Origin of the sequence: Limosilactobacillus mucosae (genome assembly GCF_046939755.1) — a bacterium.
Lineage (GTDB): Bacteria > Bacillota > Bacilli > Lactobacillales > Lactobacillaceae > Limosilactobacillus > Limosilactobacillus mucosae_A.
Map to the genome: position 1 here is coordinate 12,357 of NZ_JBKZAY010000004.1, position 13,018 is coordinate 25,374.

General features: G+C 46.1%; 10 protein-coding genes. 8 read left to right on the forward strand and 2 right to left on the reverse strand.

What is annotated here, in order from left to right; genetic code table 11:
* From ACLUWI_RS02395 to ACLUWI_RS02410, 4 genes are all read left to right on the forward strand, one after another.
* A complete protein-coding gene (locus ACLUWI_RS02395) occupies positions 1-1,329 on the forward strand; it encodes a dihydrolipoamide acetyltransferase family protein (protein WP_412146005.1) in 1,329 nt (442 codons plus the stop codon).
* 6 nt (positions 1,330-1,335) lie between these two features.
* Positions 1,336-2,739 (forward strand): dihydrolipoyl dehydrogenase, encoded by a 1,404-nt coding sequence (lpdA, locus tag ACLUWI_RS02400; protein ID WP_412146006.1) that lies wholly within the window; start codon positions 1,336-1,338, stop codon positions 2,737-2,739.
* Positions 2,740-2,766: 27 nt separating this feature from the next.
* Positions 2,767-3,786 carry a lipoate--protein ligase gene (locus ACLUWI_RS02405; RefSeq protein WP_412146007.1) on the forward strand — a complete coding sequence of 340 codons (1,020 nt, stop codon included), beginning with the start codon at positions 2,767-2,769 and terminating at the stop codon, positions 3,784-3,786.
* A 132-nt stretch (positions 3,787-3,918) separates the two neighbouring features.
* On the forward strand, positions 3,919-5,019 hold the full coding sequence (locus ACLUWI_RS02410) for a GDSL-type esterase/lipase family protein (protein ID WP_412146008.1): 1,101 nt from the start codon (positions 3,919-3,921) through the stop codon (positions 5,017-5,019).
* Positions 5,020-5,104: 85 nt separating this feature from the next.
* Here the strand turns inward: ACLUWI_RS02410 and ACLUWI_RS02415 are convergent, their stop codons facing one another.
* Positions 5,105-6,184, reverse strand: a complete 1,080-nt coding sequence (locus tag ACLUWI_RS02415) for an Ldh family oxidoreductase (RefSeq protein ID WP_412146009.1) — start codon at positions 6,182-6,184, stop codon at positions 5,105-5,107.
* Positions 6,185-6,598: 414 nt separating this feature from the next.
* Between ACLUWI_RS02415 and ACLUWI_RS02420 the strand changes: the two genes are divergently transcribed.
* Positions 6,599-7,117, forward strand: coding sequence for a hypothetical protein (locus tag ACLUWI_RS02420; protein WP_412146010.1), 519 nt, complete (start codon positions 6,599-6,601; stop codon positions 7,115-7,117).
* A gap of 466 nt (positions 7,118-7,583) precedes the next feature.
* Here the strand turns inward: ACLUWI_RS02420 and thrC are convergent, their stop codons facing one another.
* On the reverse strand, positions 7,584-9,077 hold the full coding sequence (gene thrC / locus ACLUWI_RS02425) for a threonine synthase (RefSeq protein WP_412146011.1): 1,494 nt from the start codon (positions 9,075-9,077) through the stop codon (positions 7,584-7,586).
* Positions 9,078-9,208: 131 nt separating this feature from the next.
* Here thrC and ACLUWI_RS02430 point away from each other — a divergent pair, with 131 nt between their 5' ends.
* From ACLUWI_RS02430 to ACLUWI_RS02440, 3 genes are all read left to right on the forward strand, one after another.
* Entirely contained in the window at positions 9,209-10,492 is a 1,284-nt protein-coding gene (locus ACLUWI_RS02430; RefSeq protein ID WP_412146012.1) for a homoserine dehydrogenase, read from the forward strand.
* 11 nt (positions 10,493-10,503) lie between these two features.
* The gene (gene thrB / locus ACLUWI_RS02435; RefSeq protein WP_412146013.1) at positions 10,504-11,367 is read left to right on the forward strand and encodes a homoserine kinase; all 864 of its coding nucleotides are present in this window, start codon (positions 10,504-10,506) and stop codon (positions 11,365-11,367) included.
* Between the two features lie 455 nt (positions 11,368-11,822).
* Positions 11,823-13,016 (forward strand): MFS transporter, encoded by a 1,194-nt coding sequence (locus ACLUWI_RS02440; RefSeq protein WP_412146014.1) that lies wholly within the window; start codon positions 11,823-11,825, stop codon positions 13,014-13,016.
* The last annotated feature ends 2 nt before the right edge of the window (positions 13,017-13,018 follow it).

Sequence of the window (13,018 nt, forward strand, 5' to 3'; positions counted from 1 at the left end):
ATGAGCAAATATGAATTCAAAATGCCAGAACTTGGTGAAGGGATGGCAGAAGGCACGATTGGCGAATGGCATGTTAAGGTTGGCGACACCATTCAAAAGGACGCCGATATGGTTGAAATTGAAAACGACAAGTCAACCTCTGAAATTCCATCACCAGTTGACGGCAAGGTAACCAAGATCAATTTTGAAAAGGGCGACGACGTTACGGTCGGTCAAGTCCTGATTGAATTTGAAGTTGCTGAAGGGCAAGGCAATGTTGATGACAGTGCCGAAGCGAAAAACGACGCCAGTGATGCGCCAGAGGAAAGTGCCGCCCCTGAGACCAGCGCTGCTCCTGCTGCATCAAATCCTGCCCCAGCAGCTCCAGCCCCAACGGCGGCCCCAGCAGCTGCCGATCATTCGCTGCCGGTATTGGCAATGCCAGCCGTACGTCGCTATGCACGTGAAAAGGGTGCTGATCTGGCCCAGATTGCCGGAACCGGTCATCACGGTCAGATTTTAAAGGCTGACGTTGATGCCTTCTTGGCTGGTGGTACCAAGGCTGCCCCAGCTGCCAAACAAGAAGCTCCTCAGACGGCAGGTGCGGTTGCCATTGAACAGCCAGCACTGCCGAAGGGCTCCGATGAATGGCCATTGCACGACGAGAAGATGACACCAGTTCGCAAAGCTACCGCCAAGGCAATGATTCGTTCCGTACAGCAGATTCCAATGATCCATGTCTTTGATGACGTGGTCGTTGACAAGCTTTGGGACCATCGTAAGAAGTACAAGGAACTGGCTAAAGAGCATGGCGTTCACTTGACGTTTATGGCATACCTGACCAAGGCACTGGCTGTAATTATGAAGGAATACCCAATCTTTAACTCAATGGTGGACATGGCAAACCAGAAGATCGTCTACCGTGACTACATCAATGTCGGCATCGCTACTGATACTGATCGTGGTCTGTTCGTTCCAAACGTTAAGCACGCTGATTCGATGAGTCTGTTTGATATTGCACGTCAAATCAGTGCCAATACTGAAAAGGCTAAAGAAGGCAAGCTCTCTGGCGATGACATGAGCCACACTGGCATGTCGATCACTAATATTGGCTCAATTGGCGGCGGCTTCTTTACGCCAATCATCAACTGGCCAGAAGTAGCCATCCTGGGTATGGGACGCATCGTTGAAGAACCTGTCGTTGAAGATCACGAAGTTAAGGTTGCTAAGGTCTTGAAGCTGTCGCTGGCTTGCGATCACCGAGTAATTGATGGTGGTACGGCACAACGGGCAATGAACCGGCTCAAGGAATTATTGAGTGATCCAGAACTGTTATTGATGGAAGGGTGATCAGACATGGTTGTTGGTGATTTTGCAATTGATTTGGATACCATTGTTGTTGGTGCGGGCCCTGGCGGTTATGTCGCTGCCATTCACGCTGCAGAAATGGGACAAAAGGTTGCCGTTGTTGAAAGTACCTATCTTGGTGGGGTCTGCTTAAATGTCGGCTGTATCCCATCAAAAGCCTTGATTCAGGTTGGTCATAACTACCAAACTGCCAAAAATTCAGCCGATCAAGGCATTGAGGTTGCTGATGCCAAGCTCGATTTTCAAAAGGTTCAGGCATTTAAGAACAGCGTCGTTAAGCGTATGACCAATGGGGTTGGCTTCTTGTTCAAGGAACACAAGATTGATGTAATCAACGGAACGGCCTACCTTAAAAATGATCACAGTCTGCGGGTTATCAGCGGTCAGCATGGTCAAACCTATACGTTCAAGCATTTGATTCTGGCAATGGGTAGTCATCCAATTGAGATTCCTGGCTTTAAGTTTGAAGGCCGCGTTCTGGATTCAACGGGTGCATTGGCATTAAAGGAAGTGCCAAAAGAATTGGTCATCATTGGCGGCGGCTACATTGGCAGCGAACTGGCCAATGCTTATGCCAACTTTGGTGCCCACGTTACGATTCTGGAAGGCACCAAGTCAATTCTGGGCAACTATGAGCCAGACCTGGTCAAGGTTGCACTCAAAGACTTTAAGGCCAAGGGAATTGACGTAATTACCAATGCGATGGCCAAGCAGGCTGAACAAACCGCAGATGGCGTCAAGGTTACCTACGCCGTTGGTGACCAAGAACACACTGTAGATGCCGATTATGTAGTTGTTTCGGTTGGTCGGCGTCCCAACACTAAAGACATGGGCCTTGAACAAGCCGGTATCAAGCTTGACAAACGCGGCTTAATTGAAGTAGATGCCCAGGGTCGGACCAGCGTCAAGAATATCTTCGCGATTGGCGATATCGTTGCCGGAGCAGCTTTGGCACATAAGGCCAGCTATGAAGGCAAGGTTGCAGCCGAAGCAATCTCTGGCAAGCCAACAACCGTCGACTACCATGCAATGCCAGCGGTCTGCTACCTGGACAACGAAATTGCCACGACTGGTCTGACTGAAGCCCAGGCTAAAGAAAAGGGATTGGACGTCAAGACTGCCAAGTTCCCATTCATGGCTAACGGTCGGGCTGTCTCGATGAAGGCAACGGAAGGCTTTGTTCGGCTGGTATTTATGAAGGACACGCATGTCATGGTTGGTGCTCAGATCGTGGGGCCGGATGCTTCTGATCTGATCAGCGAGCTGACTTTGGCAATCGAATCAGGAAATGAGATTGATGACATTGCATTGACGATTCATCCGCACCCAACTCTTTCAGAAACCTTGATGGATGCTGCAGATGTCGGCCTTGGAATGCCAACCAATATTTAAATTGGATGAAGGGAACAGTGGTGTCGAATGCAATATTTAGCAATGCCTAGTGAGGATATCCGTCGCAATCTGGCAACCGAGCAGTATCTGATGAACAGCGACAAGATGAAGCTGCCATTCATGCTGTTTTATATCGAAAAGCCTTGCATTATCGTGGGACGCAATCAAAACACGATGGAAGAAATCAACGCCGAGTATTGTCGGGAACATAATATTACGATTACACGGCGTCTGTCGGGTGGCGGCGCGATGTATCAGGATCTGGGCAACATGTGCTTTAGCTTTGTCGTTCCTGCCGATGAGATTCGATTCGGCGACTTTAAGGACCTGGTTAAGCCAATTGTTGATGCACTGCATGACATGGGCGCAACTGGGGCTGAAACTACTGGTCGCAACGATATCGTGATTGATGGCAAGAAGTTCTCTGGCAATGCCATGTATACCCGCAATGGCCGCACGTTCTCGCATGGGACGTTGATGTATGACGTTGATACCAGCGCGGTTGCTTCTGCATTGCACGTCCCAAAAGATAAAATTGAGTCAAAAGGCATTAAATCAGTGCGGGCGCGCGTTACCAACGTTAAGCCATATCTCAAGCCTGAGTTTCAGAATCTGACGACGCAGCAGTTTAGAGATGAATTAATCAAACGTATCTGGCATGTCGATTCGATCGAGGAGGCCAAACAGTTTGAATATCAGCTGACGCCTGAAGATGAAGCAGCGATTTCTGAGTTGGAAAAACGCTACTATGACAATTGGGACTGGGTATATGGCAAGTCACCAAAGTTCTCGGTCAAAAAACGGCAGCATTTCGATGGCGGAACCATTGATGCTCGTTTCCTGGTTGAAGACGGCAAGATTAATGATGTTAAGATCTATGGCGACTTCTTTGGTACTGGTGATGTAGCGGATATCCAAAACGCATTAATTGGTCAGCCATATGATCAGGATGCCATGCAGCAGACGTTGGCAAAGATTGATTTGAAACGCTATTTTGTTGGGATTGATCCCCAGGCAGTCATCAATCTGCTGACCAAGCAACATTAAAATTTCCAGCACCAAACGACTGCTTTTCAACAACTTTGAACGCTAATTCAGCAGTCATTGGTCAGCAGGTAAAAGACCGGCGTGTTAAAGCGTCGGCCTTTTTTATCGGGTAGACAGAAAGAAGATGACCAGATGGGATGGCAGATTGCCAGCAGCCGCTTGACGCATGATTTTAGCGCGCTGCCATTTAAAATGAAGGAACTGACCCAATTGATCAAGATTACGCCTCAAGTAAGCGGTGCGGGCTTGCGTTTGGTTTTGCAAAATCGGTTTAGTAAAACAACGCTGTTTTTTGATGAGTTGGCCGTCAGTCATGATGAAAGGATGCGCAACGCGAAACTGATTACGCGCGGTCAACAAAAACGAATCGCCATTGTTGGCAACGGGGCGGTGCACACGGACGCGCTGCCGTTTAAAGTCACGGCTGGCCAGCCGCTTTATTTTAGGGTGCGGACGGCACAAAAGCAGACCTATGCTGATTTTAGCTGTGTTTATGACGAAACGTTTTATAATGCCATCATGGCTGGTGCCGTAAATGCCACGCCGCATTTGCCGCATAACTGGCAGGCACGCAAAGGCTGGTTTTGCATAAGCTGCCTAGAGGTCTGGACAGCTGAAAAAACGCCAATTATTGAGCTGACGGGTGATTCCTTGGCCGAAACGGGGATGATTGAGACTGGACTGATTAAGCAGCTTTTAGGACAGGGCGTGGTAGTCAATACGGGAATCTCCGGCAATCGGCTGATGCATGATGCTCCACAAGACGGTCCGCTTTATCAAACGTTTGGTCAGGCCCTGTTAAAAAGGGTTACGCAACCAGTCTATTCATTTCCGCATCCAGTAATGGCCTTGATTGGCAGCAATGATTTGGTATTACCTTTGATTGACGCTCAGTCGGCTCATGAACTGGTAACGCCGAGTCAATATGTAGCTGGGGTCAATCAATTAAAACGCATCTTGGATGAGCGTCAGTGTCCGTTGATTTTAACGACGATTCCGCCATTTTCGCCCCGAGTGGATGAGGAGCAGACCAGTATGCTGCTTGATGCTCAGCAGCGCCGTTTATCAATTAACGAAGAACTGAAAAAGTTTGCATGGGTCGTTGATCTGGATCCGCTGCTGCTTGATGATAAAGGCGGTCTCAAAGAAGCTTTTGATTTTGGGGATCATCTGCATCTCAACGAGGCTGGTGGGATGGCAGTCGCACGGGCAATTCTGCGAAAAACAAGGTAGCTTGATGATTGGCCGTAAAATCAGAATTAATTAATAAAAGCCGTCACGGAAAAAACTCCGTGGCGACTTTTGATTTATTCCCATATTAAACCGCTGCCGGCATTTCAATGTGCAGATCAGCGGCGATTTCCTGCATTTGTTCAATCGTCTTGGCATCAATGTCAACGCCTTGTTTTTGGTTATTGGCATAGTTCTTGTATTCACGATCACCTGGGACCCAAATCGTCTTGCCAGGAACATGATTAAGATGGCGGATCCGGTCAAGCATGCTGGTTGCGTTGGCCTTAAGCGTTTCAACATCACCGAAGAAGGCCGGATCAAAAGCAAAGACAAACTGGCTGAAGTCGTGTTTACCCGTGTTGGTATCAGCTGAAATGGAACCTTGGGCTAAAATACCAGTTAGAATCTCAACGACGATGGAGTTGCCCATGCCCTTGTAGTTGGAGTTGACCTCACTGCCACCCAGCGTCAAGAGACCGCCGCCTTTTTGATCTTCTTCAAAGGCCGCGGTTGCCAAGATGCTTTCAGCTTCTTTAGGATCCTTGACGACTTGACGATTCTTATCAACGACCCAGTTACCTGGCAGCTCAATACCTTTTTTGTCAGCCAGCTGAATCTTACCGCCAGCAACTACGGATGTAGCTCCATCAAAAACAAATGGATGTGGCGAGGCGGGGAAGCCGAAAGCAAAGGCGTTCGATCCTAGGAATGCTTCAGTGGCATTGGTTGGCACTACCAATGGCCGCGTGTTGGTCAAAGCAATTCCGGACAGACCCGCATCAAGCGCCTTGCGAACGTAATAACCGGCAATGCCAAAGTGGTTAGAATTGCGAACAACGCCAATGCCGACCCCAATTTGTTTGGCTTTTTCAATTACTTTGTCCATTGCCAGACTGGCTGCCAGATGACCCATGTTTTGGTTGGCATCGACTAAAACGGCGCCGGGCAGCTCTTTTAAAATCTTGGCATGATTCTGGGGGACGATGATGCCGTCATTGATCATGCTGCGATACCAGTATAGTCTTTGGATCCCATGTGAGGAAATTCCCCGCAGGTCAGCATCAACCAGCGTATCAGCAATTAAGGCGCCATCCTCTTTTCTAAAGCCTAATTTATCAAAAACGGTTTGAATGTATTTACGTTCATCTTCGGCATTGATTCGCATTGTTTTGTCATCCTTTCATAATAAAAACGCCCCTGAGCTAACTGCTCAAGGGCGTTTTGCGCGCTGTACCACCTTGGTTTGCCATTGTAACAATGACCTCCACGATTGATAACGGTAATCGGCCGGGAACGTAGCTTGCACCCGTCCCATTTGACAATGAGTTCATTTCACCACTTCTGCCAATGCGTGCTTGCACCAGACCACGCTCGCTAAGATTAGAAAAAGCGGCTACTATTCTCACTAACTTTTCATTATTTAAATACAAACTCATTTTAGAAATAGATTTTTAATTTGTCAAGCTGATTTACTAAATTAATTTAAGTTAAAATAAAAATGATGCCATTTTGTGCAAACGCTTGCTCAAAAAATGAAAGGGCTTTATAATAAAGGTAATTAAAAGCGGGAGGCACTAAAATGCGAAAATTTTCTGTCCGTCATCCCTTTATGGCGGGGTACGCGGCAACTTTGATTACCGGCATGATCCTTTGGGGAATTCGCAGTGTGGTTGGCACCAGTTTGATGAATCTGATTGGAATGCTCGCACTGGTGGGTTTGGCATTTTATTGGAACAAGATGAATTCTTATGCCAAGCTGGCCTGTGAAAAATATGATCTGCATTTTAATCTGGGACAAAAGCAGCGGCACAATCCGCACTGGCCGCTATACTTTAACACGGTGATGTTCGCCGTGGCCGCGGTAACGATTCTGTTTTTGAACGTTTCGTTTTATGGCGCGCGGATTGTTGGAGTGGTAATGGCTATCATTGCCGCGAATGCATTTATTCCACTGCCAACGCGCAAGCTGGCTCAAAACCACGAGATCAGAGAACTGGTAAATCAATTGAATGCCAGACGAGAAGCTGAGTTTTACGGCACTGCCAAAGATCGTCAAACAATCCAGGCAATTGCCAAGCTAGCCAAGTCGGAAAAATAGCTAGGATCAATGATTAAGCGTCATTAAGTAATCAGCTTGATGGCGCTTTTAATATTACAACGCAGTAAGACTTTAATTGAGTAGGGTCTTCTTATACATATATATAACAGTGAAAATTTACCTTAACTAAAAAACAAACATACCTCAGACATCAACTAAAGTTCAACCATATTGACGCCAATCAGAAATGCGAAGAACGGGAACTTTTTGAAGCAAATCGTGCGTTAAATCGGATTAGGGAGGTAAATTCCTTACTTATTACTGCCTTTCAGCTAAAAGTAGGGAATGATCTTTTCTTCATGTGTTGATTGTTTTTTTTGCATAATACCCGCAAGCGAACAATCTAATTGGGCAATTGACGAGGCTTAATTGATAAACTGCCCAGTGACAATAGCTTTGATAATGTTATAGATTACAGCGACAATAAAAAGCCCCAATTGAAGATAACTCCAATCAGGGCAAACGTTTATTTCAATTTCAAGATCTGGGCAATCAATTTTTCCATTTCATCTGGTGCGATTACTGATTCTTGACGTGGCTGATGATCAAACAGCTCCTTGACGCCGGCAGTCAGTTCTCCACCAACCAGATCATGCAGCTGCTTGATAGCCGGCAATCCTTGCTGGTCAGTATCGCGACCAGTCAGCGCATGGTAGACGGTTTCGGGGAACTTGTATGGGCTGGCTGTTGAGACAATCACCATTGGCGTCGCGTCATGGCTGTTGTTTTGATATTGACGGGCCACAAATGAACCTACGGCGGTATGCGGATCAATCAAATAGCCGCTGGTTTCATAGACATATTTAATCTCGCCCGCGACTTGACTCTGCGTAGCGTAACCAGATGCAAACGCTTGATCCAGCTTTTCTTTAGCAGCAGAAGTAATCTGATACCAGCCATCATTTTGCAGCCGTTCCATTAAGTCCTTAACGCTGGCGGCATCCCCATCATAAACGTCAAACAAAAGCCGTTCCAGATTGCTGGAAACCAGGATATCCATAGCAGGCGCGGAAGTGAGATGAAAGTCACGCCGACGATCATATTTACCAGTTGTGAAGAAATCCGTCAAGACGTTGTTTTCATTTGAAGCACAGATCAGCTTATTGACAGGCAAGCCAAGTTTTTTTGCGTACCAGCCAGCCAGAATGTCGCCGAAGTTCCCAGTTGGCACGGTGAAGTTGATTGCATCACCAAGTTTAATCTGGCCTTGTTCCACCAGTTGACCATAAGCGCCAAAGTAGTAGACAACCTGTGGGATCAGCCGACCAATGTTCATTGAGTTGGCGGAAGAAAACTGGTAGCCATTGTCAATCAAGCGCTGGTTAAAGGTATGGTCGTTAAAGATATGCTTAACTTCAGTCTGGGCATCGTCAAAATTACCCTTAACAGCTACGGCGGTAAGGTTTTGTCCCGGCTGGCCAAGCATTTGCTTTAACTGAACTGGACTAACGCCGCCATCAGGATAAAACACGATTACCTGCGTGCCATCAACATTGGAAAAGCCACGCATTGAGGCCGTACCGGTATCACCAGAAGTAGCAGTCAGAATTACGATATCGCGATCAACACCATTGAGCTTGATTGCTTTCGTCATTAACTGTGGCAGCATCTGCAGGGCAATATCCTTGAAAGCTAGAGTTGGGCCATGATAAAGCTCCAGATAGTTGAAGCCGGCTTTTTTTCGGCTTAATGGTGCAATTGCCGAGTCGTCCCATTGACCATCGTAGGCCTTGGTTGTACCATCTGCCAGCTGTTCATCAGGATAGTCGTTAAAAAACCATTGCAGGATCGTCTTTGCCAGTTGCTGATAGGGCAGCTGGATTAATTTCTCTAGATCATACTCTGGCTTGGGAAATTCAACCGGAACATATAGTCCGCCATCGGGAGCTAGTCCCTGGACAACGGCATCGCTTGATTTTAATGCATCTTTAACATTACCACGCGTACTGCGATAGTTCATTGTGATCCTCCATTCTTAAATACAGTAGTGGTTTGGTAGAATTCTTTTAAATATTGTAGCCTATGGATAGTCCATGTTACAATCATAAATATGAAAATTTAATTAAAAACTATAGAGAATGGAGTAGCGCTATGGAAACTGTCAAACTGGGAATGCTGGGGCTGGGTACGGTCGGCTCTGGTGTTTTAGAAATGATTGAAAACAACGAGAGTAAGATTCGCAATATTATTGGTCGTGAACTGTCAGTTAAAACAGTTGTGGTTCGTCATCCAGAAAAGCACCAAAATGCAGCTGCTGACATCAAACTAACAACTGAATTTGAAGAAGTGCTTAATGATAATGAGATTCAAATCGTCGTTGAGCTGATTGGGGGAATTCATCCTGCCAAAGAATATATCGAGCGTCTGTTAAAGGCACATAAAAGCGTTGTAACTGCAAACAAAGACTTGATTGCTTCATACGGTCCGGAACTAGCCGCTTTAGCTTACGAGAATCACTGTGACTTGATGTATGAAGCCAGTGTAGCTGGGGGGATTCCAATCCTGCGTACGATTGTTAACAGCTTTGCAGCCGACAACATTCTAGAGGTTAAAGGGATCGTTAATGGTACGACCAACTATATTTTGACCCAGATGAACCAAAAGCACTGGACATATGATGAGGCACTAAAGAAGGCGCAAGAGCTTGGTTTTGCTGAAGCAGATCCGACCAATGACGTCACTGGTAAAGACGCGGCCTATAAGATGATCATTTTGAGCTATTTTGCTTTTGGGACGCAGCTTAAGATTGATGACTTTAAGACTGAAGGAATCGACACTTTAAATGCTTTTGATGTCAGTCAAGCTGAATCGCTCGGCTATGTTATCAAGCTGGTCGGTTCAGCCAAGGTTATCAATGGTGGTGTTTTTGTTGATGTTGCGCCAACCTTGGTGCCGGAAGATCATCCATTGGCAACGATCAACAATGAGTTCAATGCCGTTATGGTTACCGGTAAGGCCGTTGGGGATACGCTGTTTTATGGGCCAGGTGCTGGTGGATTGCCAACTGCCAACAGTGTTTTGAGTGATATTACTTCAGAAGTCAAGAATCTGATCATGGGTACTAGCGGCCATGCGTTCAATACTTATCAAAATGAGTATGTACCGGCAGATCCGGACGATGTTTCCTACCCATACTATCTTTCGCTCACGATGCCGGACGTTTCCGGTCAAATGCTTAAATTTACTAAGATCATGGCGGATGTTAAAGCCAGCTTCAGCCAGATCGTACAGGCGCCAATCAAAGATGAAGGAATTGCTCATGTTGCCGTCATTACGCATGAGCTGTCGCAAAGTCAATTGACTGAGCTTAAACATCAGCTGCATAATGCTGACTCGATTAAGCTGAATGCGGCTTACAAGGTTTTGGAAAACTAGGGGGAATGATTATGCAGATTAAAGTGCCAGCTTCCAGTGCCAATCTGGGTCCAGGATTTGATTCAATCGGCATGGCAGTGTCACTTTATTTAACGCTGGACGTGTTGGAACCAAGCGATAAGTGGGTGATTGATCATGATTTTAAAGATCTGCCGCATGATGAATCCAATATGATCATTGATACTGCCTTAAAAATCAAACCGGATCTGGCACCGCATCACTTGAAAATGCAGTCGGCAATTCCAGTTGCTCATGGTTTGGGCAGCAGTTCCAGTGCTATCGTAGCCGGAATTGAATTAGCCAATACGCTTGGTCAGCTGCAAATGAGCAATGATGAAAAAGTAGCAATTGCCTGTGAGATTGAAGGGCATCCAGATAACGTAGCGCCAGCAATTTTGGGGGGATTGGTGATTGGTACTAATGTCAATGGTCATTTTGACGCCATTAAAGCGCCATTGCTGCCTTACGCGCTGGCAGTCTACATTCCTTCGTATAATCTAAAAACCGCCGATGCTCGAGCCGTACTGCCAGACAGCATGACGCTCAAACAGGCAACGCATGGCAGCGCGATTGCTAACGTCTTGGTAGCCGGACTGTTTGCCAATCGCTATGATCTGGTTGGTGAATTGATGGAGGCCGACGAGTTTCATGAGCAGCCGCGCGCCAAACTGGTACCGGAGCTAGCCAAGATTCGCGAAATTGGACATGAAGCTGGGGCGTTGGCAACCTATTTAAGCGGTGCTGGGCCAACTGTTATGACGATTATTGATAAACAAGGAATTCCACGATTTAAGCAGCTGCTCTTACAGGCAGGCCTTAGTGATCCATTATTGGAAATCGAACCTGATACGGAAGGCGTTCAGGTAATTGATTAGTTAAAAATGAGAATTGAACTATCATTTTTTGTACAAAAAGGCTAAAATATCAGGGAATTAAAAATAATTAATCTTTTTTATAATTAAAGGTTGACGAGATAAGATTAGAGTGTTTTAATGTTAACAACCAATTATTGAAAGGGGAAGCAATTATGAAACTTCAATGCCAAAATCGACAAGCGTTTTATTTCGACTTTGCTTATTATGCTTTCGTTTAGCGTTCGTGCTGCTCAAGCACGAACGCAAGACGTTCAGCGCTTGAGCAGAGTCGCATTTTGGCGCGTCTTTGCCGGGCATCTCTAAATCCAGCAAAGACGAAGTTCACTTCTTCTTTAAATAACCAACCTTAAGTACATCCCTTCATAAAAGTATTGTGCAGAAGGTCAGCTGGATTGATGAGGCAGGCGTCTCGAAACTGGCTGACTTTTTTAATACCTAACTAAGGGGGATTACTTATGGACATTGCAAAAAATCAAGTCAATACAGTGGCTAAACAACGACTTTCCGTTAGCCTATACCTTAACTACCTGATTCATGGAATGGGGATGATCATTTTAGCCCAAAACATGAATAGCTTAGGAGCTGCTTGGCATCAGCCGATTAAAATCGTTTCCTTCGTAATTTCAGGAATCGGCATTGGGCGCTTGATCTCATACTTGATAACTGGGTTTCTGTCGGATAAGATCAGTCGTAAGTTTTTCGTTGAGGTAGGGATGTTTTGTTACGCGGCGTTTGCCCTTGGCATGCCGCTTACCAAAAACATTGGTCTGGCTTACGCCTTTGCGATTCTGGCAGGGGTTGCCAACTCATCATTGGATGCTGGTACTTACACGACTTTCGTGGAAATGAACGGCGGTAACGGAGCCTACACGATTTTAATCAAGGCCTTCGTTTCCGTTGGTGAATTCATCTTGCCAATTCTGGTTACGATTCTGGCTAATCAAGGAATGTGGTTTGGCTGGAGTTTCATGGCGATGGTGGCTTTGCTGATTATCAATTTCTGTCTGATTTTGCCGCTGAAGTTTCCAGTTGCCAACCAAGCCAATGGTGATGCGGTGCATGAACAGGATGCCAAAATTAATGGAACTGCTAAAAAAATCATGACTGGCGCTTTGATTGTTTACGGTTACTCTTCAATGGCCTTAATGATTTGGTTTACGCAGTGGATCACGATGTTTGCGCAACAGACGCTGCACATGTCAAATGGTGCTGCTCACTTCTTACTTTCACTATACAGTATCGGTTCAATTACCGGCGTCTTGGTGCTGTTTGCCTTGCTGGGACACAATGTCAAGGAATCGCATCTGCTATTGGTCGTCAATATGATTGCCTTGGTATCATTGCTGGTGATCATGCAAAGCGAACAGTCGCTTTTGATGCAGATTGCTTCATTTACTTTTGGACTTAGCGCCGCTAGCGGGATTATGCAGACTGGCCTGACGATTTTTATGAAACTTTACCCAACCCACCGTGGTATGATTACCGGTATCTTCTACTTCTTCGGCAGCATTGCCTCATTTACGGTACCGATCATTACGGGTGTGCTTTCAGACATTAGCATGGCCGCGGTCATGGCTGGCGATCTGGTGATGGCAGGAATCGGGATTTTGGTAGCCGCCATCGTGCTGCTGGCTGAAAAGAAAGGATAACT

Coding starts and splice junctions, on each gene's coding strand:
- ACLUWI_RS02395 (WP_412146005.1), top strand. CDS start 1: ATGAGCAAATATGAATTCAAAATGCCAGAACTTGGTGAAGGGATGGCA.
- thrB (WP_412146013.1), top strand. CDS start 10,504: ATGCAGATTAAAGTGCCAGCTTCCAGTGCCAATCTGGGTCCAGGATTT.
- ACLUWI_RS02440 (WP_412146014.1), top strand. CDS start 11,823: ATGGACATTGCAAAAAATCAAGTCAATACAGTGGCTAAACAACGACTT.
- ACLUWI_RS02415 (WP_412146009.1), bottom strand. CDS start 6,184: ATGCGAATCAATGCCGAAGATGAACGTAAATACATTCAAACCGTTTTT.
- ACLUWI_RS02405 (WP_412146007.1), top strand. CDS start 2,767: ATGCAATATTTAGCAATGCCTAGTGAGGATATCCGTCGCAATCTGGCA.
- ACLUWI_RS02430 (WP_412146012.1), top strand. CDS start 9,209: ATGGAAACTGTCAAACTGGGAATGCTGGGGCTGGGTACGGTCGGCTCT.
- thrC (WP_412146011.1), bottom strand. CDS start 9,077: ATGAACTATCGCAGTACGCGTGGTAATGTTAAAGATGCATTAAAATCA.
- ACLUWI_RS02410 (WP_412146008.1), top strand. CDS start 3,919: ATGGGATGGCAGATTGCCAGCAGCCGCTTGACGCATGATTTTAGCGCG.
- lpdA (WP_412146006.1), top strand. CDS start 1,336: ATGGTTGTTGGTGATTTTGCAATTGATTTGGATACCATTGTTGTTGGT.
- ACLUWI_RS02420 (WP_412146010.1), top strand. CDS start 6,599: ATGCGAAAATTTTCTGTCCGTCATCCCTTTATGGCGGGGTACGCGGCA.